This is a genomic window from Micromonospora sp. DT44 (genome assembly GCF_049841635.1).
Taxonomy (GTDB): domain Bacteria; phylum Actinomycetota; class Actinomycetes; order Mycobacteriales; family Micromonosporaceae; genus Micromonospora.
The window spans coordinates 1-20,692 of sequence record NZ_JBNCKS010000085.1; the positions used below are offsets into that span (position 1 = coordinate 1).

Annotated in this window: 25 protein-coding genes; 12 read left to right on the plus strand and 13 right to left on the minus strand. The window is 70.3% G+C overall.

The annotated features are described in order from the left end of the window. Positions 1–213: 213 nt before the first annotated feature. On the plus strand, positions 214–885 hold the full coding sequence (locus ACLQ25_RS30500; RefSeq protein ID WP_425734191.1) for a DUF4396 domain-containing protein: 672 nt from the start codon (positions 214–216) through the stop codon (positions 883–885). A 121-nt stretch (positions 886–1,006) separates the two neighbouring features. On the opposite strand, the gene ACLQ25_RS30505 is transcribed toward ACLQ25_RS30500, so the two are convergent. Beyond that, positions 1,007–1,921, minus strand: coding sequence for an SDR family NAD(P)-dependent oxidoreductase (locus ACLQ25_RS30505; protein WP_425734192.1), 915 nt, complete (start codon positions 1,919–1,921; stop codon positions 1,007–1,009). A gap of 100 nt (positions 1,922–2,021) precedes the next feature. Between ACLQ25_RS30505 and ACLQ25_RS30510 the strand changes: the two genes are divergently transcribed. The 6 genes from ACLQ25_RS30510 (at position 2,022) to ACLQ25_RS30535 (ending at position 5,722) form a co-directional block, all read left to right on the plus strand. After that, positions 2,022–2,687 (plus strand): TetR family transcriptional regulator, encoded by a 666-nt coding sequence (locus tag ACLQ25_RS30510; protein WP_425734193.1) that lies wholly within the window; start codon positions 2,022–2,024, stop codon positions 2,685–2,687. Between the two features lie 84 nt (positions 2,688–2,771). Continuing rightward, positions 2,772–3,656, plus strand: a complete 885-nt coding sequence (locus ACLQ25_RS30515) for a S41 family peptidase (RefSeq protein WP_425734194.1) — start codon at positions 2,772–2,774, stop codon at positions 3,654–3,656. A gap of 27 nt (positions 3,657–3,683) precedes the next feature. After that, complete coding sequence (locus ACLQ25_RS30520; protein ID WP_425734195.1) at positions 3,684–4,460, plus strand: alpha/beta hydrolase; 777 nt, start codon at positions 3,684–3,686, stop codon at positions 4,458–4,460. Between the two features lie 194 nt (positions 4,461–4,654). Then, positions 4,655–5,032: a DUF2089 domain-containing protein gene (locus ACLQ25_RS30525; protein ID WP_357175568.1), complete on the plus strand. Its 378-nt coding sequence runs from the start codon at positions 4,655–4,657 to the stop codon at positions 5,030–5,032. A gap of 74 nt (positions 5,033–5,106) precedes the next feature. Further along, the gene (locus ACLQ25_RS30530; RefSeq protein ID WP_425734196.1) at positions 5,107–5,289 is read left to right on the plus strand and encodes a hypothetical protein; all 183 of its coding nucleotides are present in this window, start codon (positions 5,107–5,109) and stop codon (positions 5,287–5,289) included. A 10-nt stretch (positions 5,290–5,299) separates the two neighbouring features. Then, complete coding sequence (locus tag ACLQ25_RS30535; RefSeq protein ID WP_425734197.1) at positions 5,300–5,722, plus strand: SHOCT-like domain-containing protein; 423 nt, start codon at positions 5,300–5,302, stop codon at positions 5,720–5,722. A 203-nt stretch (positions 5,723–5,925) separates the two neighbouring features. Here ACLQ25_RS30535 and ACLQ25_RS30540 read toward each other — a convergent pair whose 3' ends face one another. Beyond that, positions 5,926–7,245, minus strand: coding sequence for a hypothetical protein (locus ACLQ25_RS30540; RefSeq protein WP_425734198.1), 1,320 nt, complete (start codon positions 7,243–7,245; stop codon positions 5,926–5,928). A gap of 116 nt (positions 7,246–7,361) precedes the next feature. On the opposite strand from ACLQ25_RS30540, the gene ACLQ25_RS30545 reads away from it, so the two are divergent. Then, complete coding sequence (locus ACLQ25_RS30545; protein ID WP_425734199.1) at positions 7,362–7,886, plus strand: hypothetical protein; 525 nt, start codon at positions 7,362–7,364, stop codon at positions 7,884–7,886. A gap of 75 nt (positions 7,887–7,961) precedes the next feature. Here the strand turns inward: ACLQ25_RS30545 and ACLQ25_RS30550 are convergent, their stop codons facing one another. After that, positions 7,962–8,309, minus strand: coding sequence for a GlsB/YeaQ/YmgE family stress response membrane protein (locus ACLQ25_RS30550; protein ID WP_425734200.1), 348 nt, complete (start codon positions 8,307–8,309; stop codon positions 7,962–7,964). A gap of 111 nt (positions 8,310–8,420) precedes the next feature. On the opposite strand from ACLQ25_RS30550, the gene ACLQ25_RS30555 reads away from it, so the two are divergent. Next, the gene (locus ACLQ25_RS30555; RefSeq protein WP_425734201.1) at positions 8,421–9,074 is read left to right on the plus strand and encodes a hypothetical protein; all 654 of its coding nucleotides are present in this window, start codon (positions 8,421–8,423) and stop codon (positions 9,072–9,074) included. Positions 9,075–9,101: 27 nt separating this feature from the next. Here the strand turns inward: ACLQ25_RS30555 and ACLQ25_RS30560 are convergent, their stop codons facing one another. From ACLQ25_RS30560 to ACLQ25_RS30575, 4 genes are all read right to left on the minus strand, one after another. After that, positions 9,102–9,467: a VOC family protein gene (locus ACLQ25_RS30560; RefSeq protein WP_425734202.1), complete on the minus strand. Its 366-nt coding sequence runs from the start codon at positions 9,465–9,467 to the stop codon at positions 9,102–9,104. Between the two features lie 241 nt (positions 9,468–9,708). Continuing rightward, on the minus strand, positions 9,709–10,245 hold the full coding sequence (locus ACLQ25_RS30565; RefSeq protein ID WP_425734203.1) for a TetR/AcrR family transcriptional regulator: 537 nt from the start codon (positions 10,243–10,245) through the stop codon (positions 9,709–9,711). 182 nt (positions 10,246–10,427) lie between these two features. Further along, positions 10,428–11,375, minus strand: a complete 948-nt coding sequence (locus tag ACLQ25_RS30570; protein WP_425734204.1) for a hypothetical protein — start codon at positions 11,373–11,375, stop codon at positions 10,428–10,430. Then, the gene (locus ACLQ25_RS30575; protein WP_425734205.1) at positions 11,372–11,773 is read right to left on the minus strand and encodes a hypothetical protein; all 402 of its coding nucleotides are present in this window, start codon (positions 11,771–11,773) and stop codon (positions 11,372–11,374) included. Before ACLQ25_RS30575 ends, ACLQ25_RS30570 begins: the two co-directional genes overlap by 4 nt. 73 nt (positions 11,774–11,846) lie before the next feature. Between ACLQ25_RS30575 and ACLQ25_RS30580 the strand changes: the two genes are divergently transcribed. Further along, complete coding sequence (locus ACLQ25_RS30580) at positions 11,847–14,645, plus strand: CHAT domain-containing protein (protein WP_425734206.1); 2,799 nt, start codon at positions 11,847–11,849, stop codon at positions 14,643–14,645. Between the two features lie 16 nt (positions 14,646–14,661). On the opposite strand, the gene ACLQ25_RS30585 is transcribed toward ACLQ25_RS30580, so the two are convergent. From ACLQ25_RS30585 to ACLQ25_RS30610, 6 genes are all read right to left on the minus strand, one after another. Further along, entirely contained in the window at positions 14,662–15,771 is a 1,110-nt protein-coding gene (locus ACLQ25_RS30585; protein ID WP_425734207.1) for a tetratricopeptide repeat protein, read from the minus strand. A gap of 196 nt (positions 15,772–15,967) precedes the next feature. Beyond that, positions 15,968–16,717 carry a DinB family protein gene (locus tag ACLQ25_RS30590; RefSeq protein WP_425734208.1) on the minus strand — a complete coding sequence of 250 codons (750 nt, stop codon included), beginning with the start codon at positions 16,715–16,717 and terminating at the stop codon, positions 15,968–15,970. A 113-nt stretch (positions 16,718–16,830) separates the two neighbouring features. After that, positions 16,831–17,298: a DUF3592 domain-containing protein gene (locus ACLQ25_RS30595; protein ID WP_425734209.1), complete on the minus strand. Its 468-nt coding sequence runs from the start codon at positions 17,296–17,298 to the stop codon at positions 16,831–16,833. Between the two features lie 80 nt (positions 17,299–17,378). Beyond that, a complete protein-coding gene (locus tag ACLQ25_RS30600) occupies positions 17,379–18,524 on the minus strand; it encodes a helix-turn-helix domain-containing protein (RefSeq protein ID WP_425734210.1) in 1,146 nt (381 codons plus the stop codon). Then, on the minus strand, positions 18,511–18,657 hold the full coding sequence (locus tag ACLQ25_RS30605; RefSeq protein ID WP_425734211.1) for a hypothetical protein: 147 nt from the start codon (positions 18,655–18,657) through the stop codon (positions 18,511–18,513). Before ACLQ25_RS30605 ends, ACLQ25_RS30600 begins: the two co-directional genes overlap by 14 nt. Before the next feature lie 132 nt (positions 18,658–18,789). Next, complete coding sequence (locus tag ACLQ25_RS30610) at positions 18,790–19,980, minus strand: helix-turn-helix domain-containing protein (RefSeq protein ID WP_425734212.1); 1,191 nt, start codon at positions 19,978–19,980, stop codon at positions 18,790–18,792. 179 nt (positions 19,981–20,159) lie between these two features. Here ACLQ25_RS30610 and ACLQ25_RS30615 point away from each other — a divergent pair, with 179 nt between their 5' ends. Beyond that, entirely contained in the window at positions 20,160–20,285 is a 126-nt protein-coding gene (locus ACLQ25_RS30615) for a hypothetical protein (protein ID WP_425734213.1), read from the plus strand. Positions 20,286–20,440: 155 nt separating this feature from the next. Continuing rightward, positions 20,441–20,692 (plus strand): transposase family protein (locus ACLQ25_RS30620; protein WP_425734214.1); only part of this gene is annotated, 252 nt, incomplete at its 3' end.

Consider the following 20,692-nt stretch of genomic DNA (forward strand, 5'->3'; position numbering starts at 1 on the left):
ACTGGCACACCGGCCAACCGGTCATGCGATCCCTGACCGCCTACGACCACTGACCCCTTGGAATCGATCATCTAGAGATGCCGGCGGAAACTTTCGACCTGCCGGAGTGCACGAGGACGGCGTGACAGACTGTTGGCTGCCCTCGGCCGTCGACACCAGCCCCTTCACGTTCGGCCGCGCCAGGCACGAGGCGGCGGGTGGAAGGGGGCGAGAATGCAGCCGACCTGGCTCGTGGCGATCTCCTGGGCCTCGCTCGCCGTCGGCGTCGTCAGCGTCGCGGTCGTCCTCGCCGACACCTATCTGTACGGGCACCGTCAGCCGGCCAGGGTCATGGAGATCGTCTGGCTGGTGACCGTCCTCTACGTCGGCCCGGCGGCCGTCCGCCTCTACTGGAACTGGGGCCGGCCCGAGGCGCTCACGCCTTCGCCGCGGACGGATCGGCCCCACCGGGGCATCATCGTGACTCAGGTGTCCCGTTGTGGCGCGCACTGCGCTCTCGGCTTCGTCTTCGCCGAGGTCGCCCTGTACGGATTCGATCTCCCCCGCAGCGCGCTGTGGATCGGCTACGCGGGCGACTATCTGGCAGCGGTGACGATCGCTGTTCTCTTCCGGCTCTTCGAGGACCCCCGTCGCGGCCTCGCGCAGGTCTGGCGCGCGCTGACGACCGTCGTGAAGGTGGAACTGGTGACCATCACCGCGTTCGAGGCGGCGCTGTTCGTATGGCTGACGTTGGCGCACCACATGGTCTTTCCGGAGCCACCCCTGCGGCCCGACAGCCCCACGTTCTGGTTCGCCGGGCAGATCGGGCTGATCGCCGGCTTCATCACGGCCTGGCCCGCCGCTTCCTGGCAGGTCGGCCGTGGGCTGAGCGTCGCGCCCCGCTGACCTCGTGGGCGGCACGGTGGCGGGGCTGGTGCGCTCGACCTCGCGCCACCAGGCCCGGTAGGCGACGACAGTGTCCGGTAACGGCGGCGCCGCTACCGGATCACCTGCCTCGCGGGCACGGTCACGCCGCGGCGGCTGCCGGACCGACCGGGAACCGCACGCCGGTGAGGTCTTCCGAGACGGCCCACAGGCGCTGCTGCACGGTCACGTCGTGGGAGTCGGGGCTGGACGCGACCAGCTTCGGGTGGCCGCGCGTCTCACCGAGGCCATCGGGGCCGTAGTACTGCCCGCCGAGGACGGACGGATCGGTCGCGGCGCGCAGGGTCGGCAGCGCGCCTGCCGCGGCGGGCTGGGTGATCACCGGGGCGAGCAGGGTGATCGGCGCGCGGACGAGCGCCGGGGAGTTGCGGACCAGTTCGGTGTCGGAGAGGCCCGGGTGCGCGGCCACCGCGACGGTGGTGCCGTGTGGGGCGAGCCGGCGCTGCAGTTCGTAGGTGAACATCAGGTTGGCGAGCTTCGACTGGCCGTAGGCGGCGACCCGGCTGTACGACCGCTCCCACTGCAGGTCGTCGAAGTGGATCGCGGCACGGATCCGGTGGCCGACGCTGCTGACCGTGACCACCCGGGACCCGGGCACCGGCAGCAGCAGATCGAGCAGCAGGCCGGTGAACGCGAAGTGACCCAGGTGGTTGGTGCCGAACTGCATCTCGAAGCCGTCGCGGGTGGTCTGCTTCGGCGTGTACATGACGCCGGCATTGTTGATGAGCAGGTCGATCCGCGGGTGGGTGGCGTGCAGCCCGGCCGCGGCGGCGCGTACAGACTCCAGCGAGGTCAGATCCAGTTCCTGTACGGAGACGTCGCCACTCATCCGGGCGGCGGCGCGCTTGCCCTTCTCGGTGTCGCGTACGGCCAGCACGACCGAGGCCCCGCGTTCGGCGAGGAGCCGGGCGGTCTCGAAGCCCAGGCCGGTGTTGGCGCCGGTGACCACGGCCACCCGGCCGTGCTGGCGCGGAATCTGCTGCTCGGTCCACTTCATCTCAGGCTCCTAAGGTACCGCCGGTAAGTTATGCCCGAAACGTTAATGTACCGCCGGTACACTGTCAAGGGACCGGCGGTACCTAAGTTAGGGTTGACGCATGACGTTCCAGCGGGCGCGCAGCGAGGAGCAGCGTGCGGCCCGTCGCCAGGCGATCCTGGAGACGACCTCGGCGATGCTCGACGAGATGCCGGTGGCCGACGTGACCCTCAACGAGCTGAGCCGGCGGGTCGGCCTGGCCAAGACGGCGGTGCTGCGCTATTTCGAGTCCCGCGAGGCGGTGCTGCTCGACCTCCTCGACGACCGGACGACGACCTGGCTGGCCGAGCTGGAGCAGGAGTTGGCCCGGGGCGTCGAGCCGAGCCGATCCGCGTCGGAGCGGGCCGAGCAGGTGGCCGACGTGCTCAGCCGGTCGCTGGCCACCGAGACGGTGCTCTGTGATCTCTTCGGCGCGCAGGGCGGGGTGCTCGAACACAACGTCTCGGTCGAGGCGGCCCGCCGGCACAAGCGAGCCTCGCTGGCCAACCTCGCGGCGATGGCCGGCCTCATCCAGCGACACCTGCCCGAGGTCGGCGACCGCGCCGACCTGTTCTGCCTTCAGGTCCTTATCGTGGCGGGGGCGCTCTCCGCCTACAGCACGCCGCCGCCGAGCCTGCTCGCCGTCTACGAGTCCGAGCCCACGCTCGCGGTCTACCACATCGACCCGCAAACAGCCCTGCGCATCGCGATCATCACGCAGCTCGTGGGCGTCCTGCCGCGCGCCTGACTCCGACCCACCCCGGGCGTTCCGGGGCTGAGCCGCGCGATATTCGATGGTGCTGGGGCTTCGTCCGGTCTATCGTGGCCCGCCGTGCTGTCAAACGAAGAGATCATCGGACGGGCCCTGGATCGGGTCGAGGCCGGGTACGTCTTTCCGGCGAAGGTCCCGGACATCGACGCCACGATCCGGCGTCGTCTCGCGGCGGGTGAGTACGACAACCTGGACGGACCGGCGCTCTGCGAGACGGTGACCGCCCACCTTCAGCAGGCGTGCCCGGACAGGCATCTGCGGCTGCTGTGGTCGGACCAGCCGCAGTCGCTGGATCCAGCGGACGAGGACGGGGGCAGGGCGGCGTTTCTCGCGCTGCTCCGGACGGAGAACCAGGGCCTCCGCCGGGTCGAGCAGGTGGACGGCAAGGTCGGGCTCATCGACGTGCGGCGCATCGCGTACGCCGACGAGGGGGCCAGCGTGATCGGTGCGGCCATGCAACTGGTCGCCCTCAGCTCGGCACTCATCCTGGACCTGCGCGCGTGCTCCGGCGGAGCGCCGGAGGGAGCCGCGATGTGGTGCAGCTACTTCTTCCGCGACGACCAGGTGCACCTCAACGACTTCTACGAGCGTTCCACCGGCGCCACCCGCCAGTTCTGGACCGTCGCGCACCTTCCCGCGCCGCGCTACCTGGACCGCCCGGTCTTCGTGCTCACCAGCGCGACGACGTTCTCCGGGGGCGAGGACGTCGCCTACACCCTCCAGGCGCACGGTCGAGCCGTCGTCGTCGGTGAGACGACACGGGGCGGCGCCCATCCGACGGCCCGCCACGCGGTCACCGAACACATCCTGGTGACCGTCCCGACCGCCCGAACCATCAACAGCGTCACCGGGACCAACTGGGAGGGCGTCGGAGTGGTCCCCGACGTACCCGTGCCGGCCGAGCAGGCACTCGACACGGCGCTCAAGGCCATCGCGGACGCCTAGGGCACGCGGTCGAGATCGGATGCCGTCATGCCGGGGACCTGTCGTACCTCCTCGACCTCGTACCAGGCCGCCGATGGCAGTGAGCTGCCCCTGTTGGTCTTCGAGCCCGGCGACGGCGTACCGGCGCGCGCTGGCATCGTCCTGTTCCATGGCGGCGCGCTGCGCGGCGGATCACCCGACGGGCTCGCGCCGCACTGCCGGGCACTGGCGTCGCGGGGGATCCTCGCGGTGTCGGCCGCGTACCGGCTGCTCGGTCACGGCGCGACAAGCATCGACGACTGCCTCGCCGACGTGCGGCGCGCGGTCGCGCAGTTCGGCCGACTGGCGGCGTCGCGTGGGCTCGCGGCGTCGCAGCTGGCCTCGGGTGGCAGCTCGGCCGGCGCTCACCTGGCGATGCTGGCGGCCCTGACGCCGTCCCGCGCGGCACCGGAGCCCGGTGTCGCGGCCGTGGTGGCCCTGAACCCGGCGGGACTCAACCTGGGCGTCCGCACGCCCGACGCGCAGCGCCGCCTGGAACGGCAGGTTGGCCTCGACGCGGGCAGGTTGATCGAGTATTCGCTGATCGGGTGGGTCCGGCCGGGCAATCCGCCGACGCAGATCCACCACGGCACCCGCGACGAGGTCGAGCCGATCGACTGCGCGCGGCGCTTCCGCGACGCGATGGCGCGAGCCGGCAACGAGTGCGCCCTCCTCGAGTACGAGGAAGCCGAGCACGGATTCCACTACCCCGGCGACGGTGGGCACTTCGACGACGTCATCGACGCCACGACGGTGTTCCTCCTCGGCCGGATGGCGATGCCCTGAACTTACCGATGAGCCATCCCCGTCGTAGGACGACACGTAGGTCAGACACAGACCTCCATGGTGGGCCGCGCGACGGTCAGCTCCATCGGGGTGTTCGCAGCGCCGGGCACCTTTCCACGCTGAGACCACCCTAAATCAATAAAATTAAGTTCCGACTCTTGGAAGTTTAGGATTCTTAAGCTACAACTTTAAGCATGACAGAGCAGGCGATGGACTGGCAGGAACTGACCAGCCTGACGCGGGGGCAGCCGTTCGTCGTCGAGCGAGTGCGCCTCGCCAGCAACGGCGTCGCGATCGAGGGCGCGTTCGAGCTACCGCAACTGGCGCAGCTCAACGTCGAGGACCAGGTCTTCGTCACGGCGTTCGTGCGCTGCCACGGTTCGATCAAGGAGATGGAACGCATCTTCGGCGTGAGCTACCCGACGATCAAGTCACGGCTCAACCGGATCACGCAGATGCTCGACTTCGTCGAGACCGATCCCGCGCCGTCCCGGGCCGACATCATCGACCGGTTGCGCCGCGGTGAGATCACCGCACAGCAGGCGCTGGCCGAGTTGGACGGCCGCTCATGATGCCCCAGCTGGTGACCGTCAGGGTCAATCGCCCGGCCCGCCGACCCGTCCGTCTCTGGGTTCCGGTGCTCCCCGTGGCGCTCGTACTCCTTCCGGTTCTGGTCCTGGTCGTTCTCGCGGCGATCGTGGCCTGCCTCGTGTTCCGCATCCGTGTGATGCGGGCGCTCGGTGCCGGCTGGCGCGTCGTCTCCGCGCTGCCCGGCGCCCGCTTCGACATCGAGCAGGGCCGCCTGGCCGTGCTCGTGGCCATCCGATAGGAGAGGTTCGATGACCGAACAACGCAAGGACATCCTCGATATGCTGGCCGCCGGCAAGATCACGGCCGAGGAAGCGGAGCAGCTCATCGCCGCCCTCGAACGGGACCAGGCACCGGCGGTGGCAGGTTCCGACGCCCGGCCAAAGGGAAAGGTGAAGTACCTGCGGGTGGTGGTGGACGCCACCGACAACGGCGAGCCGTCGCGGGTCAACGTGCGGGTGCCGCTGCAACTGCTGCGGGCCGGCGTACGGCTGGCGGCGCTGGTGCCGCCGCAGGCGCTGGTCAAGGCCAACGCATCGCTCAGCGACTCGGGTGTGCCGATCGACCTGACGCAGCTCAAGCCCGAGCAGTTGGAGGCGCTCGTCGAGCACCTCGACGACATGACCGTGGAGGTGGACTCCCCCGATGCCACCGTGCGGGTCTTCTGCGAGTAGCCGCCGTCCCGCGGGACGGCCCCCTCGAGAGGGTGCTGCAACACCCTCCCGAGGCTGCGCCCGCCGCAGCAGAACGCAGGTGAATTGCCAACCTGAAGTCTAGCCACTACCCAACGACCAGCGAAGGGACCACTCGGGCGAGTGGTCCCTTCGTACTGTGCCGGCCAGGCACCGCCGCGAACCCGGGCAGCGAGCCCCGCCGGTCAGCAGTTGCGCAGGCAGCGCACGAAAAGGTGGGTACGACCGTCGCCCGGGTTCACGCCCAGGTCCGTCGCGGTGGAGATGAAGACGATCCGGCTTCCGTTGGCCGAGGTGACTCCGTCGAAGCTCTCGCCGTTACCGGTCGCCCCGGCGGCGGTGGTGCTCACCGCCGTCGTCCGGCCGGTGTTGAGGTCGCGCACGAAGACGTCGCTGTAGCTGCCGTTGCCGTCGCGTGGGGCGAGGTCGGAGGCTTGGGAGTAGAACGACACAAAACGACCGCCAGCGGCCAGTTGGCCGGAGATGCTGTGGCTGTTGCCCGCGCCCGTGCCTGCGCGGTTGGCGCTGACCAGGACGGTGGTGTCGGCGATCAGGTCACGGACGTAGATGTCACTGGTCGTGTTGGTGTCCGCCGCCACGAACGGCTCGTACGACTCCCACGACACCTTCGTGCCGTCCTTGCTGATGCTCGGGTTCACCCCGCCGGGGAACCCGCCCTCGGTGCTGGGCAGGTTGGCCCGGACGGTCACGCCGGACGAGAGGTCGTGCACGAAGATGCCGGTGCTCGTCCCGCCGTCGCCGATCCAGTCGCCGGACCCGCTGAACACCACCCGCCGTCCGTTGCCCGACACGACGGCCTCGTACGCCGGGAGATCCGAGCCGCCGTCGGCCTGCAGGCTGACCCGGGTGGTCCTGCCGAGCACCGAGTCGTGCAGGTACACCACCTGCCCGTAGAGCCAGCGACCCTGGTCGTCCAGGTCGCCGCTGTAGGAGGTGACGATGAAGGTGGTGAAACGACCGTTGTCGGAGATGGTGGCACCGCTGCTGCTGCCCCGGATCTCCCGGCCACCCGCGAACGTGCTGACCCGAGTGGTGGAACCGGTCTGGCGGTCGTGCACGAAGACGTCACGTTCGTTGTTGGTGTCGCCGGGCACGAGGTTCGACGCGTACGACGTGAAGACCACGTACCGGCCGTTGCCGGAGATGGCCGCCGTGTACTCGATCCCGTCGTTGGCCGGCTGACCGTTCAGGCCGCCGCTGACCAGGGTGGTAACGCCGGTCTCCGTGTCGCGGACGAAGACGTCCGCGCTGTCGTTGGTGTCGCCCGGGACGAGGTTGTACGAGGTGGAGGCGAAGGCGACGTACCGGCCGTCGTCGGAGATGTCGGAGCCACCGACACCGCCGTTGCCGGGAGTGCCGTCGGGTGCCACGTCGACCAGTGCGAGCGCCCCGACCTCGGCCGCCGAGGCGGGCACGGGCATCAGGAGCATCGTGGTCACGCCGGTGACCGCCGCGAGGGCACGGACTGTCCGAAGGGTACGCATGAACGCGGAGCCTAGCGAGGCAACACCGTCCGTGATGCCCCGCAACGGCACGTGCGGGACATCGGGGGTGCGGGAGCTGTCCTACAGTCGACGGCACGGTCGACGGAGGGACCATCGTGGACGAGAACGACAGGACGACATTCCGCACGTCGGCCCGCCTCACGTTCGTGTTCATGCTGCTGATGGGTCTGTTGGCCTGGGTTCTCGTCCAGGCTGTGCTGGCACTCATCGCTGGACGGTTGGCAGCCGACTACACGAACCTCGCTGTCACAGGTGTCATCTACGCCGTCGGCTTCAGCGTCTTCACGGTTCTGTTTCACCGGAAGACCTGGTCATCGGTCGACGTCACCGGCCCGGCACTGGGGCTCGTCGAGAAGGGGCGATCGGCCTTCCTCCCGTGGCAGACGATCCAGTCGGCGACGATTCGCCGTCCGGGCCCGTTCGCCGTCCTCCAGGTGGCGCTGCGCCCGGGAGCGGTCGCACCGCCCGCCACGACGCTTCGTCCACGGATCCGTGCCGGTCAGCCGGTCTACACGGTCAACGTCGGTCTGGTCCGGCCCGGGATCGGCGTCCTGCGTACCGAACTCGCCCGCCACCTGCCACCGGTCGCGGCGTCGGAACGCAGTGCGCCCGCTGAATGAAACTGCCGTCGCCGGGTGACGGGCACTCACCCGTGCTCGCGCACCTGCTGCGCCCTCACGCGGCCGCAGGCCCGATCACGACTCGCGCTTGGCTTTGGTACGCCGGGGCCGCCGACGAGGGGTGTCGTCGCCGCCGGCAAGCCGGGTGAAGGTCAGCATGTTGGCCAGCGCCACGGCGACGATCGCGAGGCCGACCTGGATCGCAAGCACGATCCAGTCCCAGCGCAGCACCCACACCTTCACGCCGGCGTCGTCGTCGACGTGCAGGGCCCGGGCGACCACGGTGCCCAGCACCGCCGAGCCGACGCCGAGAACGAACGTGGCGAAGATGCCGATCCGCTGCCTCCCCGGCAGGATGAGCCGGCCGAGCAGGCCGACGAGGGCGCCGATGAGCACCGCGCCGAGATATCCGGCTACCAACATTGCTGTCTCTCCCCTTCCAGCAGCGTCGGGATACATGCCCGGATCTCACGTTCGCGGAAACCCGACCCCCGATAGGCTGACGGGCCTCTCGCCCGTGACCGAAGGACGCACATGGCCCGCCCGTACCGCCCCGGACCGAAGCAGTTCGTCTTCACCGTCGGTGACGGCACCGCGCACCAGGTCTCGGTGGGTGACCCGCAGGAGGCCTACGTGGCGTTCTCCGCGTTCTTCCGGGGCCGCGAGTCCGACACGTACACGATCAGGGACGAACCGGCGCGGCAGACTCTGGTGCTCATGCCCCACCTCGGGGTGATCTCCCGGATCGAGGAGGCGGACCCGCCCCGGTCGGCACACCTGCGGGTCGACCGGCCCAACCGCTATCTCCCGAGCGCGATGCTGTTCTTCGAGAACGGCTATCGCGGCCTCGACCACTTCGGCCAGTGGTTCGCCGACCTCGCCGACCTCGCCGCAGCACCGGAGACCCGCGGCACCGCCCGCGCCGCCACGACCACGACGGAAGCGGCGGCGCTCGGAGAGGTCGCCCGGATCTGGGCGGACTCGGGCTACGTCGACCCCAGCGACCAGTACTACGTCTTCTTCGACGCGCACGACGTCGACGACGACCGCGCCGAGCGGGCCGCCCTGCTTCCACTGATCGAATTCCTCGGCCTCGAACGGGTCGACGCCCCGGCCCAGGCCGCCGGGGGCGAGGTCTGGGTGCGCACCGACCCACGCCTCGTCGCCGAATGCGAACGGTGGTCGTGAACGGTCAGCGCGACCAGCGTCGCCCGGTCAGCGGCGTAGGCAGAAGGGATGGCCGGCCGGGTCGCGCAGGACGCGGAAGCGGTCCGGCGCGAACTGCTGCTCTTCTTTGACGGCTCCGAGTTCGATCGCCCGGGCCTCAGCGTCGTCGAGGCTGGCGGGGTCATCGGCGGCCAGGTCGAAGTGGATCTGCTGCGACCGCTCGCCTGAGGGCCAGGTCGGCGGCCGGTAGTCGTCGACGCGAACGGCGCCGAGGAACAGCGGCCCCGCCTTGACCGCACAGAAGTCCGGTGTCTGGACCGCGACCTCACCGTCGAGCATGGCGGCCCAGAAGCGGGCCAGGTCGGCCGGGTCGGGGCAATCCAGGTTGATCGCGGCGATGTGAGCTACCGGCAAGGCTCCTCCAGAGGACGGGACGCAGATCGACCCTAACACCCAAAATGACGTTTCACTCTTTTACTCGGCCATCTCAGCAAGGCCGCCGTCCGGCACTCCCCGGCGCGGTGATCATGAAGTTATTGCCACTGTCATCGGCGTGTCGAGGCAACAACTTCATGATCACCAGGGCTGGGCGCCGCCGTCCGGACGCCGGACGATCGTTCGCGGGCCGGGAGCGATCGAGGCGCATCGGGCCCGCCTAGTCGTTGATGATCGCCATCAACGCCGCGGCGTAGGGTGCGGGGTCCACGTCGCCGCGGACCGCCAGTTGCAGGCTATAACTGACGGACAGAGCCACGAACGCTTCGGCGATTTGTCCGGCTCGCGGGCGCTGACGGTCGGGCACCAGCTCGGCGATCGCGGCCCGCATGGCGGAGAGCTGTCTCTGCACAACGGCCGCCAGCAGCGGCGACACCGCCGCCTCGGCGTAGATCTGAGCGACCAACCGGGCGTGGTGGGCGTCCCGGGCCTGGGTACGCACATGCTGAAGGAAACCCCCCACCGCCTCGGCGGTGAGCGCCCTCGGCAGCGCGTCGGTCCCCTGCTCGCAGACCGCGACGACGATCTCGTCCTTGCTCGTGAAGTACCGGTAGATGGCTCCGTTGGAGAGCCCTGACTCGGAGACGATGTCGGCCATCGACGTGTGGGCGAAGCCGTGGCTGGCGAATCGGGCGCGGGCGGCGTCCACGATCTGCTGGCGGCGAGAGTCGAGATGGGCTTGACTGACCCTGGGCATAAAGAGTGACCCCTCGTTTTCTTGCTACTGTCGAGAGCGTACCTCCTCGCACCGGAACTCAGTAGCCCGCCATGCGCTACCAGACCTTTGGCCGCCTGACCGGACTGCGCGTGTCGCAGTACGCGCTCGGAACAGCGAACTTCAGCACCTCGGACGCCGGCGCCGGCCCGGCGGCCTCGCGACTATCTGACGACGCCGCCGGGGCCGACGCGGCGAACTTCCGGGAGCCACCGGTCCTTGCGAAGCAGGAGGGTCACGGCCTCTCCGTCGGCCGTGCCGAAGGTGCCGTCGGTGGGATGTCCCAGCGCGGCGCCGAGGGTGCGTACGTGCAGGTCGACCACCGCCTCCACCAGGTCGGCCAGCACGGACACGGTGCTGCGGCCCTGTCGCCAGCCCACCACGCACAGGCCGAGGCCGACGATCGCCGCGGGCCACCACAGCAGTCCGAGCGCCAGATACAGCAGTCCCCAGCCCACCCGTCGGGCGGCGGCGGCGAAGTCGGCCTGCGCGAGGGCGAGCGGCCCCCTGGTCTCCTCGGGCAGCAGTAACCACAGCCGGGGCCAGGCGGCGGCCAGGTCTAGGCCGTAACGGGCCCGCACCCGTACCGCCGTGGCCTGCATCCGGTCACCGATCCAGGTCGGGCGGTCCGGCTCGGTCAACGCGATACGGTCGCAGGCGCGGGCGAGCGCCTGGGTGTCCGGTAGCGGTCCGGCGTCGTCGTCGGCAGACCGCAACCGGCGTGCCTTGTCCCGCAGGGCGTTCTCGTACCGGTCCATGGCGGCGTTCCACCGGCGCCGCCGCCGGCGGGTCACGGCGTCGCCGGCCCAACCCCAGTGCTGGGTCCACAGGGCCACGACCAGGCGCTCCAGGCTCTGGGCGGCCATCGCGGCGACGACACCGCCCAGCACGACACCGAGGACGATCAGCAGCGCGGACCCGGTGCTCCGGGCCGGTGCTCCGAGGGCGAGGCGGTCCACCTCCTGCCGCAGCAGCCGCAGGTCCCACCAGTGGGCGTGGCCGAGTCGTACCGCGACGGCGACCATCGCCACGAACACCACACCGGGCAGCGCCAGTCCGGCGAGCCAGCGCTCTGCCAGCTTGCCGCCGAGCGAGGCGATGAGCGCGTTCACCGGTCCATCCGGAACATCGGTAGTGGGCAGTCCCACACGGCGCAGTGCGGCGACGGGTCGGCGTCCGGCCGGGGGATCTCGACCCGGTCGCACAGGTCGGCGGGGCACACCTGGACCACTTCCGGGCGGCGGCCGTGGATGCCGGCCAACGGCAGGTAACGATCTCCCCGGACGACTGTGTCACCACCGACCAGGCCACCGACGCGCATCAACTCGGTCACCTCGGCCAGCACCGCGTCCACGCCCTGGTCGGACAGGGACCGATCCCGCAGCCGCGTCAGGGACCGGGCCGGTTCCGGCCCGAGCAGGTCGCCCACCTGCGCGATGTCCGCGCAGACCCGGGCCAGTCGAGCCGCCCGGTCGTCGTCGAGTCGCCTGTCCGGCGCCGATTGGCTCATCGGCTGATTATCTCCTGTCGATGTGGCGCACGGCTGGCAGGCTGGGGAGCAACCGCGACGGGGAGGTACGCCGGTGGGTCGCTTCGCAAGGGACGCCGTGAACGACTGGCGTCGTGTCGCGGCCGGCCAGCGGCGCGGCGACCGGCGCTGGGCCGAGGCACAGGTGGAGCTGGGGGCCGCGCTGCTCGACCGCTACCACGCGGACCGGGCGCGGCAGGACCTGATCGAGGCCACCGTCGTGCTGGAGGCCGCGATCCGCACGATGGCCGACTCCTTTCTGGCCGGGGAGTTGGGTACGACGCACGGTGTCCTCGCGCTGGTCACGTACACCGATGTGCTGCTGGCCAGGGCCCGGATCGAGAGTGAGCCGCAGCTCCTGGACGTCGCCGAGCAGTATCTGCAGTTCGCGGAGGACGCCTCGGCCGACCTCGGCAACAGCGCGGTGCTGATGCTCAAGAAGTGCCAGGTCTATCGGGTCCGGCACGACTTCGACGGCTCGGTCGACACGCTCTACCGGCTCACGTCCATCGCCAGCATGGCCGAGAACTGGATCAGCGAGGAGCACCGACCCGCGTTGCGGGGCATCCACGCGGAGGCGCTGTTACGCGCCTTCCAGCTCACCGGCGTGGAGGACTACGTCGACGAGGCGCTGGACCTGCTGTCCTCGGTGGACACTGTCGGGCCCAACCAGGACCAGATCGTCATGCTGCGAGCCCGGTGCCTGCTGGCCAGGGCGGCCGGGACCACCCACACCGCTGATGTCGAACGGGCCGTCGCGGTGCTGCGGGACCACTCCCCGCAGAGCATCGACGCGCGGTTCCTGCTCGGGCAGACGCTGCTCACCCTTGTCGACCGCACCGGCCGTGCCGAGCTGCTCGGCCAGGCGTGGGAGGAGTTCGCCGGCGCGCTGAGCACCGTCGGAGAGCGGCATCCGCACCATCGGAGGGCGCTCGCCAGCCTGTCCACCGTCGGCATGAAGACGCACCAGCTGACGGGCGACGTCTCCGCCCTGGAGATCGCGATAGGTCTGCTGCGACGGGCGCTCGCGCTGTCCGTACGCGGCGAGGCCAACCACGCGTTGTACCTGGACCAGTTGGGCTACAGCCTGCGGCTGCTCTACGACGCCACCGGGGAGCCCGCCTACCTGGAAGAGTCGCTCGTCCTGCTGCGCAAGGCGCTGGAGTCTCTGCCCGCGCGCGATCCGCAGCGTGTCGAGACCGGGTTGTCCATCGCCCAGGCGTTGCGGGCGACCTACCTGCGTACCGGCGAACCCGACCTCCTGACCGAGGCCGCCGAACGGGCGCTCGCCGCCGGCCGCATCGAGTCCGGCGCCGTGCCGGTCCGGATCCAGGCCTTCGACAAGGCGGCCTACTCGCTGACCGCGCTGAACCGGTGGGAGGAGGCGACGGACGCCTTCGACGAGGCCATCACGCTGCTGCCCCGGTTGGCCTCCCGGGGGCGTACCCGGCACGACCAGTACGCCGACCTCGGCTCGACGGCCGGGCTGGCGGCGACTGCCGCCTCCTGCGCGGTCGGCGCGGGGCAGCCGGAGCGGGCCTTGGAGCTGCTGGAGCGTGGCCGGGGCCTGCTGCTGCACCAACGGTTGACGGCGGACGGCGAGTGGGCGGCGCTCCAACGCGCCGACGGGCGTCTGGCGGCCGACTTCCAGCGGATGCGCCAGGACTTCGAAGCGCCCGCCCCCGAATCGCCCCGGCCCACCACCTTCGGTCGGGATCGGGAGACCGAGTGGAACGTGCTGCTGACGACGATCCGGGAGCTGCCCGGCCTGGGCGACTTCCTGCGCCCGCCCACCGCCCGGCAACTGCTCGACCAGGTCGACGGGACCGTGATCGTGCCGATCGCGAGCGAGTTGCGCTGCGACGCGCTGATCCTGCACCGGCACCGCGTGACGGTGCTGCCGCTGCCCGATCTGTCGCTGACCGAGGCGATGACGCAGCTGCGGCTGCTCCAGGAGGCCACCACCACGGCGTCCGATCCGGCGGCGGACGCGCGGAGCCGCCTGCGCGCCCAGTCGGTGCTCACCGGCGTACTCGAATGGTTGTGGTCTGCCCTCGTCGGGCCGGTGCTGGACCGGATCGACGCGCCCGGAGCGGGCGGCGAGCTGCCGCGCGTCTGGTGGTGCCCGGTCGGTCCGCTGGCGTTCTTTCCCCTGCACGCCGCGCAGGCCGGCGCCGCCGGGTCCGCCCTCGACCGGGTGGTCTCCTCCTACACCCCGACCGTGACCGCGCTCGCCCGCAAACGCACCGGGGCACGCGAGTCCCGGCCCGACGCCCGGTCCTGCGTCGTGGCGATGCGCGCCACTCCCGGCGGCCCGGGGGTGCTGCCCAGCGCCGAACGTGAGGCGGCGTCGGCGGCGCGGGCGCTGCCCGGAGCGTGGACGGGGCTGGACGCGACGGCCACCCGGCAGCAGGTCCTGGACCGGTTGGCCGATTCGGCCTACGCGCACTTCGCGTGCCACGCCGTGGCCGACCCGAACGACGCGGCGCAGGGCCGGCTGCTCCTGCACGACCATCAGGACAGCCCGCTCACCGTGGCCGACGTGTCCCGGCTCGACCTGGACGCGGAGTTCGCCTTCCTGTCGGCCTGCGCGACCGCCCAGGCTCCGCCGACCCTCGTCGACGAGTCGCTGCACATCACCGGCGCCTTTCAGCTCGCCGGGTTTCGGCATGTCATCGGCACCCTGTGGGAGGTCGACGACGCGGTCTCCCTCGCCCTGACCACCGCCTTCTACGAGCACGGCGACGCGACCGGGTCGGCGGCGTACGCGCTGCACTCGGCGGTGCGTGGGCTGCGGGACCGCTACCCGCTGGCGCCGACGCTGTGGGCGGCGCACATCCACACCGGGGGCTGACCGCGACCCGCCGTTGTCAGCGGGTGCGCCGGACCAGCGCCCGGGCCTTTTCCGTGTCGGGGTGACCCGGGCCGTGCACGCGTTCGCACCCGGCCAGCGCGGCGCGCGCGACACTGCCCGCCCGCGGGTCACCCGCCTCGATGAGCAGTTGGGCGAAGAGCGTCCGCATCTCCAGGGTTCCGGGATGGTCGACGCCCCGGCCCCGCTCACTGTCCGGCAGCGTGTCGGCCAGCAAGCGGATCGCCTCGGCCGGCCGCCCCGCCCCGGCGAGCGCTCTGGCCAGGGAGTGCCGGGCATGCAGAGACACGCCGTCGGTGGTGCTGAGCGCGCGCCCGGCGGCGTCGGCGAGCGCCCGAGCCGGGTCGACCGCCTCGGCCGCCCGGCCGGAGTCGAGCAGGACGACCAGCAGGTTGCTGCGCGCCTGGAGCGTCACCGGGCTGGTGGGCCCAAACGTCCTGGTCATCCGCCGGACCACGTCCCGTAGGGCCCGCTCGGCCTGCTCGCTGTTGCCCTGTAGGTGCGCAAGGCCGGCCAGTTTCATCTGGCAGGCCAGGGTGTCGGCGTCGTCCCTGCCCAGCGTCCGCGCCATACCGTCGGAGACCCGCCGCAGCAGCGCCTCGGCCTCGTCCATCCGACGCAACTCGATCAGCAACCAGCCGAGGTTGTTGCCGCTGCGCAAGGTCTCGGCGTCCGCGTCGCCCAGCACCCGGCGGCGCGCCTCGTAGACGTCCCGTTGCACCCGTTCCGCCTCGGCGGGCGAGCCGAGCTGCCAGAGCGCGAAGGCCAGGCTGTGCTTGCTGCGCAAGGTGTCGGGATGCTCCGACCCGAGCGCCGAGCTGCGCAACCCGACGACCTCCTGATAGACGGCCACGGCATCGGCGACCTCGTTGTGGCGCATCAACTCCTGGGCATAGCCGGACCCCGCCTCCAACGTCCGCGGGTCGGCACCGCCGTACTGCTCGTGCAAGGCGCGGTACTGCAACCCGAAGGCCGTCGGACCGCCGATCGTCTGGGTGGTCGAACGGCCGTCATGGGTGACGGTGATCTCGATGACCGGGCCGGACGGCGTCGGTTCGCGCGGTGGCTCGTCGTCGCGTTTACGGCTGCGGTTGAACCATCTGCCCACTGCGCGCACCTCCGGCGGTGTCGACGGCCTCACAGCCCGTCACGGAGAGCAGACTATCGATCCTGGCTGATTCCGTCGCCGCGCGTTCTCAACGGGCGAGGCCAACGAGCGTCGCCAGTCGCGCCACGCCGGCCGGCGCCGGCTGCACCCGGGCAAGCGAATGCACCGGGTCCAAATCGTCTCCGAGCCCGGAGCATCACGCATACTCCTGTTCCAGGATGGCCAGGTCGCGGTCGGCGAACTGCACGTGCGCCCACTGGTCGCTGAAGATGACGTGCAGGCACTTGACCGCCGTACGTTCGGCGGGCGGCGGGCAGCCGATCGCGGTGTTCGGCCCCCGCACGCGGTCCAGCTCCTCCTGCGTGACCTGCGCCAGATATGCGCGCAGATCGGCGATCCGCTCGGCGCGCACGGCGAGGATTTCGCCAAGGCTGGGCGCGGCCGACTCGTCGATGCCGAACTCGGTGCCGTTGGTGGTGAACGATGCGGGTACGCCGATCGGATGGAACGGCTTCGGGCGAAGGGCCGACGCGTGGCCATACCAGGCGTCCATGACGAAGATCGTGTGGCGCAGGGTTTGGGCGAGCGACCATTCGTCGTTCACTGATCGGTGGACGGCTTCCTCTGGCAGCACGCTTGCGCGTCGCAGCGTCGCCTGCCACAGCTCCTCGATGACATCCACCGCATCGCGCATCGTCTCGGGTGTGGTTGGCTGCAGTCGAAGCCGTTCGGGGTGCAGGCGATCCAGCTCGGCCTCGATCAATGGCATGACCTCCACGCCGTTGACGCGCAGGCCGTCGATCGCCCCGTCGATGTCGGCGTCCAACAGCAGCACGCCACGCATCCGGGCGCCGCTGAGATCCACCTCGCGGAAGGTTGCGCTGGCCATTGACAGGTCGATGAACTGGGCACCCTCGTAGTCGGGCTGCTGCACGAATCGCGTCATCGGCACACCGTAGGGGCCCGGTACGACAAGACCACCAACTCAAGATCCCAGCATTGAGCTGCCAACGCTGCTGGCGGCAGGCACGCGGTTCGCGGCGGTGAGCGTCGCGTCAACTACGCGGGGGCCGCCGCGTGCCTTCGGCGGCGCCGTTGGCGAAGCTCATGGATGACGCCCCAGAGCCCGACGAACACGAGCGCTATCCCGCCGAGCGCGACCAGATACTCCGCCCCGCCTCGGGACACCCACAGCCGGCCCCGCTCCGGGGAATCCGGCGAGTAGAGGACCGTGACGGAGTCACCGTCCCGGTTGGGGGAGCCGCTGCGGGTAACCAACTCCCGGAGGAGCACCTGCCGTCCATCGGGTACGGCGTACTGGAATTCGTAGTACGTGCCATGGCGACTCGCGCGTGGTGGCGTCTCAGATGAGCTGATCAGCGTGGCGCTGGTGTAGACCTCCCCCGGCCAACCTCGATGATCCCAAACGATGGTGACGCCGAGACCGGTCACCAGGATCCCGCACATGATTGCCGTCAGTGCAGCCCGCAGCGCCGAGACACCAGTGGGATTGCGGTACTGAGCCATGGCCGAGAGGATATGCCCGCCACGCAAGGGGTTGCGGGGCAGCCACGACGCTTGTCGATCCCAGTCCACCGACTGGCTGATCAGCGGGTGAGGCCGACCAGCGTCGCCAGTCGCGCCACGCCGGCCGGCGCCGGCCGCGCCCGCGCACAATCGGCGATGAGGGTACGCGCCAGAGGCCGCCCCCGAACCTCGGCCGGCGCGACACTGTCCGCGTCGACCAGCGCCCGCGCCGCCCCGCGCAGGTCCCCGGCGTGCACGTACACCCGCGCGGCGTCGAGCAGGTACGCGCCCCGATACTCGGCCGGCAACCACCGCCAGCCCTCCCGCCGCACCACGATCGAGTGCCGTCGTAGCGCCTCCACCGAATTGTCCCGCGCGGCCGCCAGCAGCACCCGTACCAGCTCGACGGCGACCGGGCCGAAGCTGGTGCGGTGCTGATCGTCGTACCCCCGAAGGTTTGTGGCGACGCCCGCGGCCCGCTCGGTCAGCTCGCCGGCGCGGTGGTACTCGCCGCAGCCGGCGGCGGCGAGCGCGGCCTGGACCAGCAGCGTGCCGCCCACGGCCCACTCCCCCGCCGACCGCTGCGGCCGGACGCGGTTCGCGGCGGCGAGCGTCGCGGCCAGTGCCAGACGGTCGCGGCCCGACGCGCGCAGCGCCTGCCCGACCGAGACGGCGGCCGTCGCCGCGAGGGCGGGATCGTCGCCGGCAGCGCCCATCGCCCGGTCGGCGGCCAGCCAGGCGAGGTCGGCCTCGCCGAGCTTGACCAGCAGCAGAGCAGTGATCCGGTACGCCTGCACCAGCACCTCGGGCGATTGTGCACCCTGGGCGGCGTCGAGCAGGCCCGGCAGCACGCGCAGCAGCTCCGGGTAGTGCGCGTGCTGGTACGACAACCAGGCATGCCCGACCTGCCGTCTCAGCTCACCGGTCTGCGGTGGAGCCTGCGGATTATCGTAGCGGGCGAGCGCTGCGCGGATGTCGTCCACTCCGGGTGGAGTGCTGCTCAGGGTGCTGGGCGGCTGACCGAGTAGCACCTCCGGGTCGACTCGCAGGACGCGGGACAGCTCCTGGATGACCGAGTACCGGTCCAGGGGGCGAACGCCGCGCTCGATCTTGTCGACCCAGCTCTTCGACCGGCGCAGGCGATCAGCCAGCATCTGCTGCGTCATCGACCGACGCACCCGCCAGCCGGCCACGCGCCGTCCGATGGGGAGGTCATCGCTGCTCACGCCGCCACCGCCGGTCCGGGACCGCACGGGTCGTGTCGTCCACGGGTACGCGTTCCGCCTCGGCCTGAGCCAGGATGCGCTGCTTGGCAGCCTCCTGCTCGGCCGCCTCACTGTTGTTCTCTCGTCGGCTCATCCCCGCCTCCTCCGATGGCGGCCCAGGCGGGTAGCTCGGGATCGAGCATTGCCGCGCCGGACCGTCAGGACGCGCTCACGTCCCGAACCAGACAGTAGGGCGGATTGGTGATGCGGCGGCGATTACTGGCAGTTATGCGGCCAGGTTGATGCCGATACGACCGGCGAGCAGGCGCAAGTCGTCGGGGATGGCCCGGCGCTGGGCACGCTGAGCGAGGGACACCACGGCATCGCGGGCGAGCGGGTTGATGGCGAACGGAATCGGTGCCGCGTGCTCGGCCTGCACGAACGCGGCGAGGGCTTCGGCATCTCGGCGACCGCTGTCCGCGAGCGCTCGCCCGATGTCGAGCCAGTAGGACAGTTGGCGATTCGCGGCCTTGAGCACCTGTGGCCGGATCGTCCGGGACAGCTCAATCACCTTGCTGGACTCGCCCTGTTCCGCAGCGATGGACATTTTCCAGAGCCCAACGTTCGTCGGCCCGAAGCAACAACCGTTGAAGCCGCCGCCGTCCTCCGGGGCTCCCAGGCTCGCTGCCTCGCGTGCGGCCTCGGAAAGGTGGTCACGCGCAACGTCCGGGTGCCCGTCCACGGTCGAGGCCAGCGCGGCCATGAGGTGAAGCTGACCCAGGATCTGCCGCACCCGCACGTCGCCGGCGTCCCCCTGAAGCTCCACCAGCGAGCGATCAGCGGTCCTGGCTGCCAACCGTGCGGACTCGATCGGGAGGCTCTGGGCGTAGACGAAGCGGGATGCACCGATCCACGCTGGGTCCTCGACGTCTTCGGCAGCCGACACGGATATGCGGGCGGCGTTGAGGGCCAGATGGCGGTAGCCGAGGTGCCGGATGCAGGTGGAGGCCAGGTAGGCAACCTGAGCGAGCGTCGTGCCGCCCGCGGCGGCGGCTTCGAGCAGCAGACCCGGAAGCATCCGCGCCATCGCGGAGTAGTTGCACGCGTTGCGGAGTTGATCGGCGCGGGCGATCTCGGCCGCCAGGCGCCCGGCCGTGTAGGTTGACGGGCGGCGTTCCCCGTCCTCGATCTCGATCAGGGCCGACCAGATCGCCGGCACACACTCGGCGGCACTCTCACGGGCCGGATCACCGGACTCGGTGCCCTGGCCGAGCAGGTCAGCCACCGTGACCTGAAGCGCGGCAGCGAGAGCGACCAGAGTGGACCGCCGGTCGATAGTCTTCCGACCCGACTCCACCTGCGAAATGTAGGACTGAGTCACGCCAGCAAGCCCGGCTAGGACGGCCTGGCTCATGCCGCCACGGCGCATACGCCAGTACCGGATTCTGGCCCCGACGGTGTCCGGCTTGCCGACCATGCCCACGGCCACCCCCAGGTAGAGGACTGAATTGCGGTGCTGAGCCTCTACCCGCGCACGGTACACCGCAGAGCATCGAAGTGGTGACGCTGCGCGGCCGTGTGCCACTGCCGCTTGGCCTACACCAAGCGCCATGTCGAGCGAAAGCGCGACTAGGCATGTCCGTTAGCCTCATCGAGGTGACCTGGACGGAGCCTGCCATCTGGTACGCCAACCTGGCTTCCTCCTACGCTGCCGCTGCGGCACTCATCACCGACCCGACGGGCAACGTCCTGCTCGTCAAACCCACGTACCGCGACCACTGAACTGATCTCAGCAAGGAACGGCTGCTGATTCGGCATGACACGGGTGAATCGGTAATACCGGACGGTCCTGGATGTAGACGTGGAGCCATCGGTAGACAGGTCTTTGCGACAAGATCACGTCTTCGAGAGGGCTCCACGTGCTGGCTTATCGTGCCATGGTCGACGTCCCGAGGGAACTGGTGCAGTACGTGGCGCGGTTGTTGTACGCCGACCGCCGCGCCCGTGGCACCCGGAAGAAGACACGCGCTCTGACCTGTTTCTATCAGGCGTTGCTCGTGCTCGTCTGGTTCCGTAAGCAGGAAGACCTGACACTGTTGGGCGCCGGTTTCGGGATCTCCCGGGCGACCGCGTACCGCTACCGCGACGAAGGCGTCGCGGTGCTCGCCGCCCAAGCACAGGATCTGCAC

Bases quoted from the DNA above. Each gene is read 5' to 3' on its own strand.
- ACLQ25_RS30500 (WP_425734191.1), top strand. From the start codon at position 214: ATGCAGCCGACCTGGCTCGTGGCGATCTCCTGGGCCTCGCTCGCCGTC.
- ACLQ25_RS30505 (WP_425734192.1), bottom strand. From the start codon at position 1,921: ATGAAGTGGACCGAGCAGCAGATTCCGCGCCAGCACGGCCGGGTGGCC.
- ACLQ25_RS30510 (WP_425734193.1), top strand. From the start codon at position 2,022: ATGACGTTCCAGCGGGCGCGCAGCGAGGAGCAGCGTGCGGCCCGTCGC.
- ACLQ25_RS30520 (WP_425734195.1), top strand. From the start codon at position 3,684: ATGCCGGGGACCTGTCGTACCTCCTCGACCTCGTACCAGGCCGCCGAT.
- ACLQ25_RS30525 (WP_357175568.1), top strand. From the start codon at position 4,655: ATGACAGAGCAGGCGATGGACTGGCAGGAACTGACCAGCCTGACGCGG.
- ACLQ25_RS30535 (WP_425734197.1), top strand. From the start codon at position 5,300: ATGACCGAACAACGCAAGGACATCCTCGATATGCTGGCCGCCGGCAAG.
- ACLQ25_RS30540 (WP_425734198.1), bottom strand. From the start codon at position 7,245: ATGCGTACCCTTCGGACAGTCCGTGCCCTCGCGGCGGTCACCGGCGTG.
- ACLQ25_RS30550 (WP_425734200.1), bottom strand. From the start codon at position 8,309: ATGTTGGTAGCCGGATATCTCGGCGCGGTGCTCATCGGCGCCCTCGTC.
- ACLQ25_RS30555 (WP_425734201.1), top strand. From the start codon at position 8,421: ATGGCCCGCCCGTACCGCCCCGGACCGAAGCAGTTCGTCTTCACCGTC.
- ACLQ25_RS30565 (WP_425734203.1), bottom strand. From the start codon at position 10,245: ATGCCCAGGGTCAGTCAAGCCCATCTCGACTCTCGCCGCCAGCAGATC.
- ACLQ25_RS30575 (WP_425734205.1), bottom strand. From the start codon at position 11,773: ATGAGCCAATCGGCGCCGGACAGGCGACTCGACGACGACCGGGCGGCT.
- ACLQ25_RS30590 (WP_425734208.1), bottom strand. From the start codon at position 16,717: ATGACGCGATTCGTGCAGCAGCCCGACTACGAGGGTGCCCAGTTCATC.
- ACLQ25_RS30595 (WP_425734209.1), bottom strand. From the start codon at position 17,298: ATGGCTCAGTACCGCAATCCCACTGGTGTCTCGGCGCTGCGGGCTGCA.
- ACLQ25_RS30605 (WP_425734211.1), bottom strand. From the start codon at position 18,657: ATGAGCCGACGAGAGAACAACAGTGAGGCGGCCGAGCAGGAGGCTGCC.
- ACLQ25_RS30610 (WP_425734212.1), bottom strand. From the start codon at position 19,980: ATGGTCGGCAAGCCGGACACCGTCGGGGCCAGAATCCGGTACTGGCGT.